Below are 18139 nucleotides of genomic sequence, written 5' to 3'. Positions count from 1 at the left end.
ATCCCTGTAGGAGCGAGCTTGCTCGTGAATGCCGTTCGCGAGCAAGCTCGCTCCTACAAAGAGCCGTTCAGCCCAGCAGCGGGACCTCGATCAGGAAGCGGAACAGCGCTCCGTGCTGCTCCACCGCCAGGCAATGGTAGCCATGGCGCTGGGTGTCTTCCGGAATGCCATGCACCGACTGCGAACAGTCGGTGATCACCTCCAGCAGATCACCCGGCTTGAGCGTCTCCAGGGTTTCCAGGGTGGCGATGGCGTTGTACGGGCAGTGTTCGCCGCGCAGATCAAGCGACAGCGTCGGCGTCTTGGTTTTGGGCATTGGAGACTTTCCGTTTTCGGGTAAATCGTTGGGCGTTGAGCTGCACCAGCAGCATGCACAGGGCAAGGCCTGCGAAGGTAACCAGCAAGCCGCCACCGGGACCGAACGCCTGCAGCAGGTTGAGCTTGGGATAAGGCAGGGCGAGGCTGGTGCCCAACTGGTCCCAGAACACCGCGACCAGCGTACCGCCGATCACGTTGCCGACGCCGACCACCCAGAAGTGCACTTGGCCTTCCATCGAGCGATACATCCAGCCGGTCTCGCAGCCGCCGGCCAGCACGATGCCGATGCCGAACAGCACGCCACCGATCACGGCGTTCGGGCCCATCCAGAAGATCTTCGGCGGCAGGCCATTGTGGATCGCGGCGAAGGTGCCGACGCAGGCGGCCGCCATGCCCAGCAGGATGCCCAGCGCCGCCTGGGTGCGACCGGTGGTCCAGAGATCGCGGGCGGCGCTGGTAAAGCAGATCTGCGCGCGCTCGATCAGGCCACCGAACAACAGGCCGAACAGGCAGGCCATGCCCAGCACCAGGGAAACTTCGAAGCGCCAGGCAGCGAACAGCGCGGCGATCGCCAGCACGGCCAGTCCAAGGCGCCATTGCAGTTTGGCGCGGCGGGCCAGGGCTTCGGCGCTTGGCAGTGCCGCGGCCTTGCCGCCGACTTTCAGCGGAATGCGCAGGAAAGGCAGCAGGCTGATCTTCACCCCGAACCAGGCGCCGATCACGGTGGAGAACATGAAGGCCCAGGCGTGCACCGAGAACATCGGAATGCCGGTGAAGAAGGCCGCCAGGTTGCAGCCCATCGCCAGGCGCGCGCCAAAGCCGGCGATCACCCCGCCGATCAGACCCTGCAGCAGGCGCCGCTTGCTGGTCGGCCAGCGCAGGCTGACGTTGCCGGCCCAGAGCGCGCAGACCAGAGCGCCGAGGAACATGCCGATGATCATCACGCCATCGATGCGATCCAGCGGCGTACCCTGCAGGCCGATGATCTTGAAGTAGCTCCACTCCTGTGGCTGGAGTCCGAACCAGGACAGTACATGGCCGCCCCAGCGGGTGAACTCGCCGGTGACGGCCCAGAAGGTGCCGGTCATGGCGAAGTAATAGGCGGACGCGACGCCGAGGGCGATCAGCGTCGGCAGTGGCGACCAGAAGCGCAGGAGATAGCGCTCACGGAAGGAAGAAAGGGCTGACATCTCGTCGTCCTTGAACCGAAGGGTGGAAAACCGCCCATTCTAGCCAAGGCGACTGTTCGGTGCTTGCGTCAGGGCAACGGGGACGGCTGCAGGTGCTGCAAACCGTCCTTCAGATGATCCACCAGTTGCCGGACCTTGGGCGACAGGTGCCGCTGCTGTGGATAAAGTGCCCAGACTCCGGTATTCGGCGGCTGGTGTGCTTCCAGCAGGGACAGCAGGCGGCCGCTGCGCAGATGTTCCAGTACGTAGTAGTCCGGCAGCTGGCACAGGCCGAAGCCGCGCAGCACCGCATCGAGCACCGCCTGGCCGCTGTTGCAGCGCCAGTTGCCCTGCACCCGGTGCTGGGTTTCCCGGCCATCCTCGAGGAAGCTCCACTGGTCGCTGCTGCCCACCAGACAATTGTGCTGCGCCAGTTCCGCGACGCTCTGCGGCGAGCCGTGGCGCGCCAGGTATTCCGGGGTGGCGCACAGGTACATCACCCTCGGCGCCAGGCGGGTCGCCACCAGCCGCGAGTCGCTCAGGCGTCCCAGGCGAATCGCCAGGTCGAAACCTTCGTGCAGCAGGTCGAGCTGGCGGTTGGACAGCTCGATCTCCACCCGCAGTTGCGGAAACTGCGCCATGAACTCGTTCACCAGCGGCACCACGAAGCGTTCGCCATAGGCCACCGCGCAGGTCATGCGCAGCAGGCCCTTGGGCTCGGCGGAGAGGTCGCTGACCGCGCGCAGCGCTTCCTCGCGGGCATCCTGCAAACGGCGGCAATGTTGCAGGAAGGTCTGCCCGGCCTCGCTCAGGGTGACCTTGCGGGTATTGCGGTAGAGCAGGCGGGTCTGCAGGCGTTCTTCCAGTCGCGCCACCTGACGGCTGACATGGGACGACGACACGCCCAGGCGTTCGGCGGCGGCGGTGAATTGGCCGGTTTCGGCGACGGCGACGAATTCGTCCAGTCCTTCCCAGCGGTGCATCTGGATTATCCCTGTATGGCAATAATGTTTTGATTATTGCCTGATTATTCCCTGAAACGGGGTTTTCTACACTTCTAAGGCTTTGGGGCGCGCTTTTCGCCAACTGCCCCGGACAATCTCCGACGTGGCACTGCCTCGTCGCCGGTTTCCTCGGCCCCGCTGCCGAACCCCGCCCGCGCTGCTGCGGGCGTTGTCGTTTTCCTTCGTTCAGGAGTTTCCAGATGATCAAGTCCCGTGCCGCCGTCGCCTTCGCTCCCAACCAGCCGTTGGAAATCGTCGAAGTCGATGTGGCGCCGCCGAAGAAAGGCGAAGTGCTGGTACGCATCGTCGCCACCGGTGTCTGCCATACCGACGCCTACACCCTGTCCGGTCAGGATTCCGAGGGTGTGTTCCCTTGCATCCTCGGCCACGAAGGCGGTGGCATCGTCGAGGCGGTGGGTGAGGGGGTGACCTCGCTGAAGGTCGGTGACCATGTGATCCCGCTGTACACCGCTGAATGTCGCGAGTGCAAATTCTGCAAATCCGGCAAGACCAACCTCTGCCAGGCCGTGCGCGCCACCCAGGGCAAGGGCCTGATGCCCGACGGCACCAGCCGCTTCTCCTACAAGGGCGAGCCGATCTATCACTACATGGGCTGCTCGACTTTCTCCGAGTACACCGTGCTGCCGGAAATCTCCCTGGCCAAGATCCCCGAGGAAGCGCCGCTGGAGAAGGTCTGCCTGCTCGGCTGCGGCGTCACCACCGGCATCGGCGCGGTGCTGAACACCGCCAAGGTGGAAGAGGGCGCCACCGTCGCCATCTTCGGTCTGGGCGGCATCGGCCTGGCGGCGATCATCGGCGCGAAGATGGCCAAGGCCTCGCGCATCATTGCCGTCGACATCAACCCGGCCAAGTTCGACATCGCCAAGCAACTGGGCGCCACCGACTTCGTCAATCCGAAGGATCACCAGAAGCCGATCCAGGACGTCATCGTCGAAATGACCGACGGCGGCGTGGACTACTCCTTCGAGTGCGTCGGCAACGTGCAACTGATGCGTGCGGCGCTGGAGTGCTGCCACAAGGGCTGGGGCGAATCCACCATCATCGGCGTGGCCGGTGCCGGCCAGGAAATCAGCACCCGTCCGTTCCAGCTGGTCACCGGCCGCGTGTGGCGTGGTTCCGCCTTCGGTGGCGTGAAGGGCCGCACCGAGCTGCCGAGCTACGTGGAGAAGGCGCAGAAGGGCGAAATCCCGCTGGATACCTTCATCACCCACACCATGGGTCTGGAGAAGATCAACGAGGCCTTCGACCTGATGCATGAAGGCAAGAGCATCCGCTCCGTCATCCATTACTGATCGAGTGGCCGGGGCTTCGCGGCCCCGGCCTCACGGAAAAGGAGGACTCCATGACGGATTCCATCGAACTGATCAGCAGCCAGAAGAGCTTTGGCGGCTGGCATCAGCGCTACCGCCACCGCTCCGAAACCCTCGGCTGCGACATGGTCTTCGCGGTTTACCTGCCGCCTCAGGCCGAACCCGAGGCGGGGCTGCCGGTGCTTTACTGGCTGTCCGGGCTGACCTGCACCGACGAGAACTTCATGCAGAAGGCTGGCGCCCAGCGCATGGCCGCTGAGCTGGGCCTGGTGATCGTAGCGCCGGATACCAGCCCGCGTGGCCCCGAAGTGCCGGGTGACCCAGATGGCGCCTGGGACTTCGGCCTGGGTGCCGGCTTCTACGTCAACGCTACCCAGGAACCCTGGGCGCGTCACTACCGCATGCACGACTATGTGGTGCAGGAGTTGCCTGCGCTGGTCGAGGCCAATTTCCCGGTTTCCCAGCGGCGCGGTATCACCGGTCACTCCATGGGTGGCCACGGCGCGTTGATCTGCGCCCTGCGCAATCCGGGCCGTTATCTGTCGCTATCGGCCTTCGCGCCTATTACCCACCCGAGCGATTGCCCCTGGGGGCAGAAGGCGCTGGGCCGTTACCTCGGCGAAGACCCGGCCGCATGGCGCGAGTGGGATGCGGTGGAACTGCTGGCGGGCGCCAGCGAGCGCTTGCCGATCCTGGTGGACCAGGGCGACCGGGACGACTTCCTCGCCGTCCAGCTCAAGCCCGAAGCCTTGCGCGATGCGGCGGCGGCCGTGGGGCACCCGCTGGAGCTGCGTCTGCAGCCGGGGTACGACCACAGCTACTACTTCATTGCGAGCTTCATCGAAGATCACCTGCGCCACCACGCTGCGGTGCTCTGTGGCTGACACCCTGACGCCAGCGATCCGGTAGAATCGACGCCCTGACTCCAACAGGGCGTTTTTTCATGCGAATCGGACATGGCTACGACGTGCATCGCTTTGGCGAGGGCGACTTCATCACCCTCGGCGGCGTGCGCATTCCCCACAAGTTCGGGCTGATCGCCCATTCCGACGGTGACGTGCTGCTGCATGCCCTTTCCGATGCGCTGCTGGGCGCCTGCGCACTGGGCGATATCGGCAAGCATTTCCCCGACACCGACCCGCAGTTCAAGGGCGCTGACAGCCGCGTGTTGCTGCGCCACGTGCTGTCGCTGGTGGAAGCCAAGGGCTGGAAGGTGGAAAACGTCGACACCACCATCATTGCCCAGGCGCCGAAGATGGCACCGCACATCCAGGCCATGCGCGAGACCATCGCCGCGGACCTGAAGGTCGAGCTCGACCAGGTCAACGTCAAGGCGACCACTACCGAGAAACTAGGCTTCACCGGCCGTGAAGAGGGCATCGCGGTACACGCTGTCGCCCTGCTGAGCCGCGCATGACCGAACTGGAGCTGCTGGGGCCGCGTGCCCACGGGGAGCCTTGCGGGCATGGTGTATTGAAGGCCGTGGCCGAGGACTTCCAGGTCGACGAAGTGCTGGACATTCCGCTGGCGGGTGACGGCGAACACCTGTGGCTGTGGGTGGAAAAACGCGGCCTGAACACCGAAGAGGCGGCGCGTCGCCTGGCTCGCGCCGCCGGCGTGCCGGTGAAGATGATCAGCTACGCCGGCCTCAAGGATCGCCAGGCACTGACCCGCCAGTGGTTCAGCCTGCACCTGCCGGGCAAGGCCGATCCGGATCTGTCCGCCGCCGAAGACGACAGCCTGCGCATCCTTGAGCGCAACCGCCATCGCCGCAAGCTGCAGCGAGGCGCGCATTCGGCCAACGGTTTCACCCTGCGCCTCACCGAGCTGCAGGCCGACCGGGAGCAGTTGGAGGTGCGCCTTAAGGCCATCGCGGCCATCGGCGTACCCAACTACTTCGGCACCCAACGCTTCGGCCATGACGGCGGCAACGTCTTCGATGCCCGAAGCTTCGCCGAGCGCGGCAAGCTGCCCGAGCAGCGCAACATGCGTTCGCGCCTGCTCTCGGCGGCGCGCAGCTACCTGTTCAACCAGGTGCTGGCCCAACGCGTGGCCGATGGCACCTGGAACCAGGCGCAGGTCGGCGACCTGCTCGCCTTCACCGACAGCCGCAGCTTCTTCCCGGCCGGCGAGGCGGAATGTGCCGATCCTCGGCTGGCAGTGCTGGACCTGCACCCCACCGGGCCGATGTGGGGCGAGGGCGAATCCCCGGCGTCCGGCGTGCCCGGTGACATCGAGCGCAGCGTACAGCAAGCGGATATGGCGCTTTGCCAGTGGCTTGCCGGTGCGGACCTGGCGCACGAACGGCGCATTCTGCGCCTCCCCATCCCGAGCTTGGCATGGCATTATCCCGCCCCTGACATTCTGCAACTGGAATTCGTCCTGCCGGCTGGCTGCTTCGCCACCGTGGTCGTGCGCGAGCTGATCGAACTCGTGCCGGCAGGGCAGACGGAAAGCCCATGCGCATATTGATTGCCAACGACGACGGGGTCACTGCACCCGGTATCGCCGCGCTTTACGACGCGCTGTCCGATCATGCCGACTGCGTCGTGATCGCCCCGGAAGCCGATCGTAGCGGCGCAAGCAGCTCGCTTACGCTGGACCGGCCGCTGCATCCCCATCGCCTCGGCAATGGCTTCATCAGCCTCAACGGTACGCCGACCGACTGCGTGCACCTGGGCCTGAACGGTCTGCTGGACGAGCTGCCGGACATGGTCGTGTCGGGCATCAACCTCGGCGCCAACCTGGGGGACGACGTGCTTTATTCCGGCACCGTGGCGGCTGCCCTGGAAGGACGCTTCCTGTCCCGCCCGGCGTTCGCCTTTTCACTGTGCTCGCGCCTGACGGACAACCTGCCCACCGCGATGCACTTCGCACGTCTGCTGGTTGAGTCCCATGAGCAGCTCGCCCTGCCGCCGCGTACCGTGCTCAACGTGAACATCCCCAACCTCCCGCTCGATCGCATCAAGGGCATCCAGCTGACTCGCCTGGGTCACCGTGCCCGCGCTGCCGCTCCGGTCAAGGTGGTCAACCCGCGCGGCAAGGAAGGCTACTGGATCGCCGCTGCCGGCGACGCCGAGGACGGTGGAGAGGGCACGGATTTCCATGCGGTGATGCAAGGCTATGTGTCCATCACGCCGCTGCAGATGGACCGGACCTTCCGCGAGGCGTTCAATATCCTTGGCGATTGGATCGGAGGGCTCGACCATGGCCAATGAATTGTCCCGCCGAGGTATTGGCATGACCTCCCAGCGTACGCGCGAGCGGCTGATCCAGCGCTTGTACGAGGAAGGTCTGTCCAACGCCCATGTGCTTGAAGTGATTCGCCGCACGCCGCGCCACCTGTTCGTCGACGAGGCGCTGGCGCATCGCGCTTATGAAGACACCGCGCTGCCCATCGGGCACAACCAGACCATCTCGCAGCCCTTCATGGTGGCGCGGATGACCGAGCTGCTGCTGGCGGCAGGTCCCCTGGACAAGGTGCTGGAGATCGGAACTGGCTCCGGATACCAGACAGCCGTGCTGTCACAGTTGGTCGAGCGGGTGTTCTCTGTCGAGCGCATCCAGGCGCTGCAGGATCGCGCGAAAGAGCGACTTGCGGAGCTAAACCTGCGAAATGTTGTCTTTCGTTGGGGCGATGGCTGGGAAGGGTGGTCTGCCCTTGCTCCCTACAATGGCATCATCGTCACCGCGGCAGCGGCTGAAGTCCCGCAGGCTCTGCTGGACCAGCTGGCGCCCGGCGGCCGACTGGTGATTCCGGTGGGCGGTGGCGAGGTCCAGCAACTGTTGCTGATCGTCCGCACCGAGGATGGCTTCCAGCGCCAGGTGCTGGACTCCGTACGCTTCGTTCCGCTGCTCAACGGCCCGCTGGGCTGAAACAAGCCAAGCGGCAGCGGATACACTATCGGCCAACAGGCTGCACGTAATTCATGGATAAGGGGGATGGGTGAGCTTGACAGCGACCCTGCGACAACGGAACTGGATCAAGGGCCTGGGCCACGCTGTGCTGGCCATTGCCGTTTGCTCTCTGCTGGCGGCCTGTTCTACCTCATCACGTAGCGGCACCACCGTCGTCGACGGCGGCGCCTCTGCGCGCAAGCCGGCGGTGACCAGCGGGCAGTACGTGGTGCGTCGCGGTGACACCCTGTATTCCATTGCCTTCCGCTACGGCTGGGACTGGAAAGCCCTGGCCGCACGCAACAATATTGACGCGCCTTATACCATCCGCCCCGGACAATCGATCCGCTTCGATGGTGGGCCGGCGTCGGTACAACCGTCTGTCGCCAAAAATACTGCGCCCGTCGCTCCGGTGGTTGTCAATAAATCGACTCCTACGGCATCCAGCGCCAGTAAACCGACCTCCTCGACCGTTGCGCCTTCGTCGCAGGCCAGCGCGGGCGCTGCAACTCCCGCTCCGTCGGGCGGTGGTGTGAGCGGTTGGATATGGCCGACTAATGGCACTCTGATTGGGCGTTTTGCATCAAACGGCAGTTTGAATAAAGGGATTGATATAGCCGGACAATTGGGCCAGCCTGTCTTGGCTGCGTCCAATGGCACGGTTGTGTACGCCGGTAGTGGTTTGCGGGGCTACGGCGAACTCGTGATCATCAAGCACAGCGATACCTACGTAAGCGCCTACGGTCACAACCGCAGGTTGCTGGTGCGGGAAGGGCAACAGGTCAAAGTCGGGCAGAACATTGCCGAGATGGGCTCCACAGGGACTGACCGGGTGAAGCTGCACTTTGAGATTCGCCGCCAGGGTAAGCCTGTAGATCCTCTGCAATACCTGCCAAGTCGTTGACGTTTGCTGTTCCCCTGCGTGGGTGAGCGGGCCCTGGTGTCCTAAGGATAAGGACGCACCTGGGCTTGTTGTCGAACTCAGCAAGGGATAACGACATGGCACTTAAAAAAGAAGGGCCGGAGTTTGACGTCGATGATGAAGTGCTCCTTCTGGAGCCCGGCATCATTTTTGAAGAGTCGCTTGCCGAAGAGCAGGTATCGCTTCAAGTCACTCCCAAAGCCTCAGCACTCTCCTCTCTCAAGCAACACAAGCACATCGACTACACGCGGGCGCTCGACGCTACGCAGCTGTATCTGAATGAAATCGGCTTTTCGCCGCTGCTGACCCCGGAAGAAGAAGTCCACTTTGCGCGTCTGGCGCAGAGGGGCGATCCGGCCGGCCGGCGGAGAATGATCGAGAGTAACCTGCGTCTGGTGGTGAAAATCGCGCGGCGCTACGTCAATCGCGGACTCTCGCTGCTCGATCTGATCGAAGAGGGCAACCTCGGGCTGATCCGGGCTGTGGAAAAGTTCGATCCGGAGCGTGGCTTCCGCTTTTCCACCTATGCGACCTGGTGGATTCGACAGACCATCGAACGGGCCATCATGAACCAGACCCGCACCATTCGCCTGCCAATCCATGTGGTCAAGGAACTCAACGTCTACCTGCGGGCGGCTCGCGAGCTGACCCAGAAGCTGGACCACGAGCCTTCTCCCGAGGAAATCGCCAACCTGCTCGAGAAGCCGGTGGACGAGGTCAAGCGCATGCTCGGCCTCAACGAGCGGGTGACCTCCGTGGACGTCTCGCTGGGCCCGGATTCCGACAAGACGCTGCTCGACACGCTCACGGACGATCGGCCGACCGATCCCTGCGAGCTGCTGCAGGATGATGATCTCAGCGAGAGCATCGACCTGTGGTTGTCGGAGCTGACCGACAAGCAGCGGGAGGTGGTGATTCGCCGCTTCGGCCTGCGCGGGCATGAAAGCAGTACGCTGGAAGAGGTTGGCCAGGAAATCGGCCTGACCCGCGAGCGGGTTCGCCAGATCCAGGTTGAGGCACTCAAGCGCCTGCGCGAGATCCTCGAGAAGAATGGTCTCTCCAGTGACGCCTTGTTCCAGTAGCGCCTTGCTTCAGTAACAACGGTCGACCTCGAAAAAGCCCGGATAATTCCGGGCTTTTTTATGCGCCGCGATGTAAGCATTCGCTTACACGGCGTGTGAGCGTTCAGCTTGAAATACTGCTCGTCCAAGCTTCATTGTTTTTTATCTTATTGTTTTATAAAGAATTTATTGCTCTACGTCAGCGTGAGAGGAGGGTGCGTGGGGCAGAATGCCTCAGTTGCTGCGATGCGGGAGCCGAGTAATATCACTCCTGCGTACACGGAAAGGCGCAGGCCGGTAAGGATGCCGGTCAGGACATCGCAGGATGGCGATTCATCAGGATGATGAATTAGGGAAGAAAGAGTGGGCGGGTTATCCCGCCCCTTTTTTTGCCCGCAGAAAAGTGCCGCAGCAGAAATGAAAAGGCCCGCGCGAGGCGGGCCTTTCTTGTTCCAGCGATGGAGATCAGCGCTCCAGGTGCTGCAACTTGTTCGGCTTGCCGTCCCACTCTTCAGCGTCCGGCAGCGAATCCTTCTTCTCGGTGATGTTCGGCCAGACGTCGGCCAGATCCTTGTTCAGCTCGATGAATTCCTGCATGCCATCCGGGACTTCGTCCTCGGAGAAGATCGCCTGGGCCGGGCACTCCGGTTCGCACAGGGCGCAGTCGATGCACTCATCCGGGTGAATGACCAGGAAGTTCGGGCCTTCGTAGAAGCAGTCGACCGGGCAGACTTCCACGCAGTCGGTGTATTTGCACTTGATGCAGTTGTCGGTGACGACGAAGGTCATTTTCTAATTCTCTCCTCAGGCGGGCGGCTAAGCGCGCGCGATTCTAACAGCTTGTTTCACGGTCCGTCAGACTCGCATCTTCCATGCATATAACAATTCGAGAGCTTGACGCGGTGTCAGGTCGTCGGGGCTGACGCGCATCAGCTCTTCAATGACTGGGTGCGGCAGGCTGGCGAACAGGTCGCTTTGCAGCGGTGCGGGGCTTTTCGGGTCGTTCGAACGCGGGGCTTCGTGGGGCAGGCTGGTGGTTTCCAGGCGGGCCAGGTGTTCGCGGGCGCGCTGAATTACCGCACCCGGCACACCGGCCAATTGGGCTACTGCCAGGCCATAACTCTGGCTGGCCGGGCCGGGCAGCACGTGGTGCAGGAACACGATGCGCTCGTTGTGCTCGGTGGCGTTGAGGTGCACGTTGGCCACCGCCGGCTCGCTTTCCGGCAGCACGGTCAGCTCGAAATAGTGGGTCGCGAACAGCGTGAAGGCGCGCAGCTTGGCCAGATGCTCGGCGGCGGACCACGCCAGCGACAGGCCGTCGAAGGTGCTGGTGCCACGTCCGACCTCATCCATCAGCACCAGGCTGCGGTCGGTCGCGTTGTGCAGGATGTTGGCGGTTTCGCTCATCTCCACCATGAAGGTGGAACGGCCGCCGGCGAGGTCGTCGGAAGAACCGATACGGGTGAAGATGCGGTCCACCAAAGACAGTTCGCAACGGGCCGCCGGGACGAAGCTGCCAATGTGCGCAAGCAGCACGATCAGCGCCGTTTGCCGCATGTAGGTCGATTTACCGCCCATGTTCGGGCCGGTAATCACCAGCATGCGGGTGTCCTGGTCGAGGTTCAGATCGTTGGCGACGAACGGCGTATCCAGCACCTGCTCGACCACCGGGTGGCGACCCTGCTCGATCAGGATGCCCGACTCTTCGACGAAGCGCGGGCGGTTCAGGTCGAGGTTCAGGGCGCGTTCGGCGAGGTTTGACAGCACATCCAGTTCGGCCAGGGCGGCGGCGGTGTCCTGCAGCGGTGCCAGTTGGGCGATCAGCAGTTCCAGCAGCTCTTCATACAGCTGCTTTTCGCGGGCCAGGGCGCGGCTCTGGGCGGACAGCGCCTTGTCTTCGAAAGCCTTCAGCTCCGGAGTGATGAAACGCTCGGCGCCTTTCAGCGTCTGCCGACGGATGTAGTCGGCGGGCGCCTGTTCGGCCTGTACGCGGGGCAACTCGATGTAATAGCCGTGGATACGGTTGTAGCCGACCTTCAGGTTCGGCAGGCCGGTGCGGGCCTTTTCCCGGGTTTCCAGGTCCATCAGGTACTGGCCGGCGTTCTCGCTGAGCATCTGCAGCTCGTCCAGCTCGGCGTCGTAGCCACGGGCGATCACGCCGCCGTCGCGGATCACCGCCGGCGGATTCTCGATCACGGCGCGGGCCAGCAGATCGGCCAGCTCCGGATAGGTGCGGATGCTGCCGGCCAGTTGGCCCAGGTGCGGTGCTTCCAGTTCGGTCATGCCGTTCTGCAGCTCGGGCAGGGCGGCGAGGGCGTCGCGCAGGCGGGCCAGATCGCGCGGGCGGGCGTTGCGCAGGCCGATACGGGCCAGGATGCGCTCGACGTCGCCGATTTCCTTCAGCTGTGGCTGGAGGATTTCGAAGCGATAGCGCTCCAGCAGGCAGGCAATGGACTCCTGGCGAGCTTCGAGGACGGCTCGGTCACGTAGCGGGCGGTTCAGCCAGCGGGTCAGCAGACGGCTGCCCATGGCGGTCTGGCAACGGTCGACCACCGATTGCAGGGTGTTGTCGCGGCCACCGGCAAGGTTGGTGTCCAGCTCCAGGTTGCGGCGGCTGGCGCCGTCGAGGATGACCGTATCGTCGATGCGCTCATGGCGCAGGCTGCGCAGGTGCGGCAGGGCGGTGCGCTGGGTTTCCTTGGCGTAGGCCAGCAGGCAGCCGGCGGCGCCGATGGCCAGGGTCAGTTCCTGGCAGCCGAAGCCCTTGAGGTCCTGCACGCCGAACTGCTGGCACAGGCTCTTGTGCGCGGAGTCGCGGTCGAAATCCCAGGGCGCGCGGCGGCGCGAGCCACGGCGTTTCTCCGCCGGCAGGCCCTGGGGCCAGTCGTCGGGGATCAGCAGTTCGGCGGGGTTCATGCGTTCCAGTTCCGCCAGCAGGGTTTCCCAGCCCTTTATTTCCTGGACGTTGAAACGGCCGCTGGTGATGTCCAGCACGGCAAGGCCGAACAGGCGCTCGTCACCCAGCACGGCGGCGATCAGGTTGTCGCGGCGCTCGTCCAGCAGGGCTTCGTCGCTGACGGTGCCGGGAGTGAGGATACGCACGACCTGGCGTTCCACCGGGCCCTTGCTGGTCGCCGGGTCGCCGATCTGCTCGCAGATCACCACCGATTCGCCCAGCTTCACCAGCTTGGCCAGGTAGCCTTCGGCGGAGTGGAATGGGATGCCCGCCATGGGGATGGCATTGCCGGCTGACTGGCCGCGTGCTGTCAGGGTGATGTCCAGCAGCTTGGCGGCCTTCTTGGCGTCCTCGTAGAACAGCTCGTAGAAGTCGCCCATGCGGTAGAACATCAGTTGGTCCGGGTGCTGATTCTTCAGCTTCCAGTACTGTTGCATCATGGGAGTGTGAGCTGAGAGGTCGCTTTGACTCATGGCTTCTGGCTGTCCGGCTTCAACATGCAAAAGCGCCTAGTGTACGGTATCCGCCTGGCCTTCTTTAACCCCGGAGCGCACCGTGCCCCTCACCGATTCCTCGATCACCGAACTCTCTGCGCAACTGGGCGTGCGACTCGCCGCCAACAAGTTGCGCGTCACCACCGCCGAATCCTGCACCGGTGGCGGGATTGCCGAGGCGATCACGCGCATTCCCGGTAGCTCGGCCTGGTTCGAGGCGGGCTACGTCACCTATTCCAATGAGCAGAAGACTCGCCAGCTGGATGTGCCGGCCGAGCTCTTCCCGAAGGTTGGCGCTGTCAGTCGTGAAGTGGTGGAGGCCATGGTGGCCGGTGCTTTGCCGCGCAGCGGTGCGGATATCGCCGTGGCGGTCAGCGGCGTTGCTGGTCCGGACGGCGGCTCTGCCGAGAAACCGGTAGGCACTGTCTGGCTGGCCTGGAGGAAAGGCGAACAGGTGTTCAGCGAACGCCGTCTGTATGCCGGTGATCGGGAGGCGGTGCGGCGGCAGACCGTGGCGACCGCTCTGGCTGGGCTGTTGCGACTGGCGGACGGGGAAAATCCGCTCCAGGGGTAGGCGAGCGGCTTGCCCTGTGGAATAATACTGGCTACTTATACAGTTGTTCGTGGCCGTCCGGCCCCCTGACTTCGCGAGGACATCAATGGACGAGAACAAGAAGCGCGCCCTGGCCGCGGCCCTGGGACAGATCGAACGCCAATTCGGCAAAGGCGCGGTCATGCGCATGGGCGACCATGAGCGTCAGGCTATCCCCGCTATCTCCACCGGCTCGCTGGGCCTGGACATCGCGCTGGGCATCGGCGGCCTGCCGAAGGGGCGTATCGTCGAGATCTACGGTCCGGAATCCTCGGGTAAGACCACCCTGACCCTGTCCGTCATCGCCCAGGCCCAGAAGGCCGGCGCCACCTGCGCCTTCGTCGACGCCGAACACGCGCTGGACCCGGACTACGCCGGCAAGCTGGGCGTCAACGTCGACGACCTGCTGGTTTCCCAACCGGACACCGGCGAACAGGCCCTGGAAATCACCGACATGCTGGTGCGCTCCAACGCCGTTGACGTGATCATCGTCGACTCCGTGGCGGCCCTGGTACCCAAGGCTGAAATCGAAGGCGAGATGGGCGATCAGCACGTCGGCCTGCAGGCGCGCCTGATGTCCCAGGCCCTGCGTAAGATCACCGGCAACATCAAGAACGCCAACTGCCTGGTCATCTTCATCAACCAGATCCGTATGAAGATCGGCGTGATGTTCGGTAACCCGGAAACCACCACCGGCGGTAACGCGCTGAAGTTCTACTCCTCCGTTCGCCTGGACATCCGCCGTACCGGCGCGGTGAAGGAAGGCGACGAGGTGGTTGGCAGTGAAACCCGCGTCAAGGTCGTGAAGAACAAGGTGGCTCCGCCCTTCCGTCAGGCCGAGTTCCAGATCATGTACGGCCGCGGTATCTACCGTACCGGCGAGATCATCGACCTGGGCGTGCAGCTGGGCCTGATCGAGAAGTCCGGCGCCTGGTACAGCTACCAGGGCAACAAGATCGGCCAGGGCAAGGCCAATGCCGCCAAGTTCCTGGAAGACAACACCGAGATCTGCAACACCCTCGACAAAGCTATTCGCGAGCAACTGCTGACCAACCAGCCGGCGCCGACCAAGGCCGAACTCGCAGCGGCGGAAGCCGAAGCGGAAGCTGAAGCCGACTACTGATCGCCATGGCCGTCGAGCTCGATAACCCCGTCGCGGTGCGGCGGGTCGCCATGGACCTGCTGGCGCGACGCGAGCATGGCCGGGCGGAGCTCTCGCGCAAGCTGCGGCAACGCGGTGCTGCGCAGGAACTGATCGACCCTGCCCTCGACCGTCTGGCCGAGGAGGGGTTGCTCAATGAAAGCCGCTATCTGGAAAGCTACATCGCCAGTCGAGCGCGGGCAGGATACGGCCCGGTGCGAATTCGCGAGGAGCTGTCGCAACGCGGCTTGCCCCGTGGCGAAATCGACAGTGCCCTGAGCGAGTCTGACGTCGACTGGAGTGAAAACCTGCGTGAGGTCTGGCGTCGCAAGTTCGCCCGACTGCCGCAGGATGCCCGCGAGCGGGCCCAGCAGGGGCGGTTCCTGAGCTATCGGGGATACCCGATGGAAGCCATCAGCCGGCTCCTGAGTGGCCGGCGATCGGACGATTGAGCTTCATGATTGAAAACAAGGCACCCGCGAGGGTGCCTTGTTCGTTTCGGGGCCGTGATTTCCTATTGATCAGCGCGCCCAGTTTTCCGGCTGGTTGATGAAGTTCAGCAGCTCGCGCAGCCGGCCCTGATCCCGGCCATTGAAGGCGAAGGCCAGGCGGGTGAGGTGGGAGAACTCCGGTTCATCCAGTTCCGATTCGCTGTAGGGCTGCTGGTGGAAGCCGTCGGTCACGCAGAGGCTGCCGAACTCCTGCTCCAGCAGTTCCAGCGCGCGGGTGCTCAGCGGATGGTTCAGACGGATCACGAAGCGGTCCTTGAGCCAGCGGCTGGAGTGGAAGTTGCTGTAGAAGTGGGCAATCTCCTCCGCCGCTTCTTCGGCCGAGTGCACCAGCTTCATCAGGTTCATGTCGCTGGGCAGGATGTAGCCATTGTCCTCGAGTTGCTCCTTGATGAACTCCAGGGCGTGATCCCAGTAATGCCCACCGGGCTGGTCAAGCAGCACCACGGGTACCAGCGGGCTCTTGCCGGTCTGGATCAGGGTCAGCACTTCCAGTGCCTCGTCCAAGGTACCGAAGCCGCCGGGACAGAGCACCAGGGCGTCCGCCTCCTTGACGAAGAACAGCTTGCGCAGGAAGAAGAAGTGGAACGACAGCAGGTTGCTGGTGCCGTCCACGGTGCGGTTGGCGTGCTGCTCGAAGGGCAGGGTGATGTTGAAGCCGAGGCTGTTTTCCAGACCTGCGCCTTCGTGGGCCGCGGCCATGATTCCGCCGCCGGCTCCGGTGATGACCATCAGGTCATAGCGGGCCAGGGTTTCGCCCAGCTCGCGGGCCAGGGCGTAGACGGGGTGGTCGACCGGCGTGCGGGCCGAGCCGAATACCGTGACTTTGCGGCGACGCTTGAACTGCTCCAGGGTGCTGAAGGCATGCTCCATCTCGCGCAGGGTCTGCATCATGATCTTGGCGTCCCAGCGGTTGCGGTCGGCCTGGGCCATGCGGGCTACGGTGGTGAGCATCTCGCGGTAGAGCGGCAGGTTCTGGCTGTTGCCGGGTGCGGCCAGTTCGGCCAGTTCCTCGATCTTCTGGGCAAGCTCCGTGCCGCTGGTCTGGAAGTGTCTGGAGAGGTAATCGTCGGGCTCATAGGGCATGTTGATACTCCTTGTTCATCAACCCCTGTTGGCCTGTCCATGCGCCGCGGCCTGTCACGCAAGGTGTTGCCGGGACGGAAAGTGCGTGCGTCATGCACAGGTCTAACGCAGGAGGCCTGTGCAGTCTGACACGCTGGGTGTGACAGTCCGTGAGACCTCCACTTCAGATCGCTATCCGGTCCCCCGGTTCCGGAATGTTTGCGTTCCAGTTCAGGCGTTCGTGGAGCGCTTTCTGCAGCGCATCCATTTTTTCTCGTTCGCCATGTATCAGGTATAGCTCGGGTTTGTGCTCGAAGTGGCCAACCCACTGAATTAATTGCGATTGTCCCGCGTGGGCGGAGAATCCGCCGAGAGTGTGGATCTGTGCTTTCACGCCGATGCGCTGGCGCAGGATGCGAACGGTTTCGGCGCCGTCGACGATGGCGCGACCCAGTGTGCCCTTGGCCTGGAAGCCGGGGAAGACGATATGGCACTCCTCGCGCCAGAGGTTGTGCTTGAGGTGGTGGACGATCCGGCCGCCGGTGCACATGCCGCTGCCGGCGATGATGATCGCGCCGCTCTGGATGCGGTTCAGCGCCATGGACTCCTCGGCGCTCTGGGTCGTGCGCAGGATCGGCAGCCACTCGCCCACCTTCGCCGTGCCGGTACCGCGCATGTACTCGCGGTCTACGTCGGCGATTTCACCGATGTGCTGCAGGTAGATGCGGTTGGCCTGGGCGGCCATCGGGCTGTCGAGGTAGACCACCTGCTGCGGCAGGCGGCCTTCCTGGTAGAAGCGGCCGAGGTAGTAGATCAGGTCCTGGGTGCGGCCGACGGCGAAGGACGGGATCAGTACGTTGCCGCCGTCGCGTTGGGCCTGGGCCAGGATGCCGGCCAGCTCCAGTAGCGTTTCGTTCGCGTCGCGGTGGTCGCGGTCACCATAGGTGGATTCCAGCAGCACCACGTCGGCGCGGGTCAGCGGCGTCGGCGTGCGCATCAGTGGTGAGCAGGTGCTGCCCAGGTCGCCGGAGAACACCAGACGGCGTGTCATGCCGAATTCGTTGATCTCGATCTCGACGATGGCCGAGCCGAGGATGTGGCCGGCGTTGTGGAAGGTGACGCGAATGCCTCGCGCCACATCCACCGTGCTGCCATAGCTGACGGGCCGGCGCTGGTCCAGTGCGCGGGAGGTGTCTTCCAGGGTGTACAGCGGCTTCACCGGCGGCCGATTGAGGCGCGCGCGCCACTTGTTCTCCCACTCGGCATCCTTTTCCTGGATGTGCGCCGAGTCCATCAGCATCAGCTCCAGCAGGTCGCAGCAGGATTCGGTGGCGTAGATCGGCCCCTTGTAGCCTTCCTTCGCCAGGCGCGGCAGCAGGCCGCTGTGGTCGAGATGGGCGTGGGACAGCACCACTGCGTCGATTGCCTTGGGATCGAACGGGAAGGGCGTTCGGTTGCTGGCCTCGTTGTCGCGGGTGCCTTTGCTCGGGCTGCGACCCTGGCGCATGCCGCACTCGAGCAGCACGCGTACGCCGTCGTGGGTTTCCAGCAGGTAGCAGGAACCGGTGACTTCCTGGATCGCACCGATGAAGGTGAGTAACGCCATATCGCCTCCTGGTCGGAATTTTCTTTCAGCCTTGCCCGATTGGCCGGGTGGGGCGTTGATACATGTCAGCGCCT

Annotated in this window: 18 protein-coding genes; 11 read left to right on the top strand and 7 right to left on the bottom strand. The window is 63.9% G+C overall.

Annotation, left to right across the window (positions count from 1 at the left end; all coding sequences use genetic code 11):
- Positions 1-67 precede the first annotated feature (67 nt).
- The 3 genes from yedF to O6P39_RS20215 all read right to left on the bottom strand — a co-directional run bounded on the left by yedF (position 68) and on the right by O6P39_RS20215 (position 2470).
- A complete protein-coding gene (gene yedF, locus O6P39_RS20225) occupies positions 68-316 on the bottom strand; it encodes a sulfurtransferase-like selenium metabolism protein YedF (RefSeq protein ID WP_275608220.1) in 249 nt (82 codons plus the stop codon).
- Positions 282-1508: a selenium metabolism membrane protein YedE/FdhT gene (gene yedE, locus O6P39_RS20220; protein WP_275608219.1), complete on the bottom strand. Its 1227-nt coding sequence runs from the start codon at positions 1506-1508 to the stop codon at positions 282-284. Before yedE ends, yedF begins: the two co-directional genes overlap by 35 nt.
- A gap of 68 nt (positions 1509-1576) precedes the next feature.
- Complete coding sequence (locus tag O6P39_RS20215) at positions 1577-2470, bottom strand: LysR substrate-binding domain-containing protein (protein WP_275608218.1); 894 nt, start codon at positions 2468-2470, stop codon at positions 1577-1579.
- Positions 2471-2691: 221 nt separating this feature from the next.
- Between O6P39_RS20215 and O6P39_RS20210 the strand changes: the two genes are divergently transcribed.
- The 8 genes from O6P39_RS20210 to rpoS all read left to right on the top strand — a co-directional run bounded on the left by O6P39_RS20210 (position 2692) and on the right by rpoS (position 9723).
- On the top strand, positions 2692-3804 hold the full coding sequence (locus tag O6P39_RS20210) for an S-(hydroxymethyl)glutathione dehydrogenase/class III alcohol dehydrogenase (RefSeq protein WP_275608217.1): 1113 nt from the start codon (positions 2692-2694) through the stop codon (positions 3802-3804).
- Between the two features lie 50 nt (positions 3805-3854).
- Positions 3855-4706: an S-formylglutathione hydrolase gene (gene fghA / locus O6P39_RS20205; RefSeq protein ID WP_275608216.1), complete on the top strand. Its 852-nt coding sequence runs from the start codon at positions 3855-3857 to the stop codon at positions 4704-4706.
- 59 nt (positions 4707-4765) lie between these two features.
- Positions 4766-5239 carry a 2-C-methyl-D-erythritol 2,4-cyclodiphosphate synthase gene (gene ispF, locus O6P39_RS20200; protein ID WP_017521207.1) on the top strand — a complete coding sequence of 158 codons (474 nt, stop codon included), beginning with the start codon at positions 4766-4768 and terminating at the stop codon, positions 5237-5239.
- Positions 5236-6294 carry a tRNA pseudouridine(13) synthase TruD gene (truD, locus tag O6P39_RS20195; protein ID WP_275608215.1) on the top strand — a complete coding sequence of 353 codons (1059 nt, stop codon included), beginning with the start codon at positions 5236-5238 and terminating at the stop codon, positions 6292-6294. The genes ispF and truD overlap by 4 nt, the downstream gene beginning before the upstream one ends.
- Positions 6282-7040, top strand: a complete 759-nt coding sequence (gene surE, locus O6P39_RS20190) for a 5'/3'-nucleotidase SurE (protein WP_275608214.1) — start codon at positions 6282-6284, stop codon at positions 7038-7040. The genes truD and surE overlap by 13 nt, the downstream gene beginning before the upstream one ends.
- Positions 7041-7062: 22 nt before the next feature.
- Positions 7063-7698, top strand: a complete 636-nt coding sequence (locus tag O6P39_RS20185) for a protein-L-isoaspartate(D-aspartate) O-methyltransferase (protein WP_152224982.1) — start codon at positions 7063-7065, stop codon at positions 7696-7698.
- Between the two features lie 88 nt (positions 7699-7786).
- Positions 7787-8623 carry a peptidoglycan DD-metalloendopeptidase family protein gene (locus O6P39_RS20180; protein ID WP_275611992.1) on the top strand — a complete coding sequence of 279 codons (837 nt, stop codon included), beginning with the start codon at positions 7787-7789 and terminating at the stop codon, positions 8621-8623.
- Positions 8624-8718: 95 nt separating this feature from the next.
- Complete coding sequence (gene rpoS, locus O6P39_RS20175; protein WP_275608213.1) at positions 8719-9723, top strand: RNA polymerase sigma factor RpoS; 1005 nt, start codon at positions 8719-8721, stop codon at positions 9721-9723.
- Positions 9724-10167: 444 nt separating this feature from the next.
- Here the strand turns inward: rpoS and fdxA are convergent, their stop codons facing one another.
- Entirely contained in the window at positions 10168-10491 is a 324-nt protein-coding gene (fdxA, locus tag O6P39_RS20170) for a ferredoxin FdxA (protein ID WP_207885413.1), read from the bottom strand.
- Positions 10492-10557: 66 nt separating this feature from the next.
- Positions 10558-13131, bottom strand: coding sequence for a DNA mismatch repair protein MutS (gene mutS / locus O6P39_RS20165; protein WP_275608212.1), 2574 nt, complete (start codon positions 13129-13131; stop codon positions 10558-10560).
- Positions 13132-13213: 82 nt separating this feature from the next.
- Here mutS and O6P39_RS20160 point away from each other — a divergent pair, with 82 nt between their 5' ends.
- The 3 genes from O6P39_RS20160 (at position 13214) to recX (ending at position 15337) form a co-directional block, all read left to right on the top strand.
- Positions 13214-13726, top strand: coding sequence for a CinA family protein (locus O6P39_RS20160; protein WP_275608211.1), 513 nt, complete (start codon positions 13214-13216; stop codon positions 13724-13726).
- An 85-nt stretch (positions 13727-13811) separates the two neighbouring features.
- Positions 13812-14867, top strand: coding sequence for a recombinase RecA (gene recA, locus O6P39_RS20155; protein ID WP_152224972.1), 1056 nt, complete (start codon positions 13812-13814; stop codon positions 14865-14867).
- A gap of 5 nt (positions 14868-14872) precedes the next feature.
- A complete protein-coding gene (gene recX / locus O6P39_RS20150; protein ID WP_275608210.1) occupies positions 14873-15337 on the top strand; it encodes a recombination regulator RecX in 465 nt (154 codons plus the stop codon).
- A 69-nt stretch (positions 15338-15406) separates the two neighbouring features.
- Here the strand turns inward: recX and O6P39_RS20145 are convergent, their stop codons facing one another.
- Both O6P39_RS20145 and O6P39_RS20140 read right to left on the bottom strand, forming a co-directional pair.
- On the bottom strand, positions 15407-16480 hold the full coding sequence (locus O6P39_RS20145) for an LOG family protein (protein WP_275608209.1): 1074 nt from the start codon (positions 16478-16480) through the stop codon (positions 15407-15409).
- A 163-nt stretch (positions 16481-16643) separates the two neighbouring features.
- Positions 16644-18065 (bottom strand): MBL fold metallo-hydrolase, encoded by a 1422-nt coding sequence (locus O6P39_RS20140; protein ID WP_275608208.1) that lies wholly within the window; start codon positions 18063-18065, stop codon positions 16644-16646.
- Between the last annotated feature and the right edge of the window lie 74 nt (positions 18066-18139).

Origin of the sequence: Pseudomonas sp. PSE14, from assembly GCF_029203285.1 — a bacterium.
Classification (GTDB): domain Bacteria; phylum Pseudomonadota; class Gammaproteobacteria; order Pseudomonadales; family Pseudomonadaceae; genus Pseudomonas.
Note: the sequence above shows the minus strand (reverse complement) of the source record. Positions and strands in the feature narration are given on the sequence as shown.

Bases quoted from the DNA above. Each gene is read 5' to 3' on its own strand.
- yedF (WP_275608220.1), bottom strand. From the start codon at position 316: ATGCCCAAAACCAAGACGCCGACGCTGTCGCTTGATCTGCGCGGCGAA.
- yedE (WP_275608219.1), bottom strand. From the start codon at position 1,508: ATGTCAGCCCTTTCTTCCTTCCGTGAGCGCTATCTCCTGCGCTTCTGG.
- O6P39_RS20215 (WP_275608218.1), bottom strand. From the start codon at position 2,470: ATGCACCGCTGGGAAGGACTGGACGAATTCGTCGCCGTCGCCGAAACC.
- O6P39_RS20210 (WP_275608217.1), top strand. From the start codon at position 2,692: ATGATCAAGTCCCGTGCCGCCGTCGCCTTCGCTCCCAACCAGCCGTTG.
- fghA (WP_275608216.1), top strand. From the start codon at position 3,855: ATGACGGATTCCATCGAACTGATCAGCAGCCAGAAGAGCTTTGGCGGC.
- ispF (WP_017521207.1), top strand. From the start codon at position 4,766: ATGCGAATCGGACATGGCTACGACGTGCATCGCTTTGGCGAGGGCGAC.
- truD (WP_275608215.1), top strand. From the start codon at position 5,236: ATGACCGAACTGGAGCTGCTGGGGCCGCGTGCCCACGGGGAGCCTTGC.
- surE (WP_275608214.1), top strand. From the start codon at position 6,282: ATGCGCATATTGATTGCCAACGACGACGGGGTCACTGCACCCGGTATC.
- O6P39_RS20185 (WP_152224982.1), top strand. From the start codon at position 7,063: ATGACCTCCCAGCGTACGCGCGAGCGGCTGATCCAGCGCTTGTACGAG.
- rpoS (WP_275608213.1), top strand. From the start codon at position 8,719: ATGGCACTTAAAAAAGAAGGGCCGGAGTTTGACGTCGATGATGAAGTG.
- fdxA (WP_207885413.1), bottom strand. From the start codon at position 10,491: ATGACCTTCGTCGTCACCGACAACTGCATCAAGTGCAAATACACCGAC.
- mutS (WP_275608212.1), bottom strand. From the start codon at position 13,131: ATGAGTCAAAGCGACCTCTCAGCTCACACTCCCATGATGCAACAGTAC.
- recA (WP_152224972.1), top strand. From the start codon at position 13,812: ATGGACGAGAACAAGAAGCGCGCCCTGGCCGCGGCCCTGGGACAGATC.
- recX (WP_275608210.1), top strand. From the start codon at position 14,873: ATGGCCGTCGAGCTCGATAACCCCGTCGCGGTGCGGCGGGTCGCCATG.
- O6P39_RS20145 (WP_275608209.1), bottom strand. From the start codon at position 16,480: ATGCCCTATGAGCCCGACGATTACCTCTCCAGACACTTCCAGACCAGC.
- O6P39_RS20140 (WP_275608208.1), bottom strand. From the start codon at position 18,065: ATGGCGTTACTCACCTTCATCGGTGCGATCCAGGAAGTCACCGGTTCC.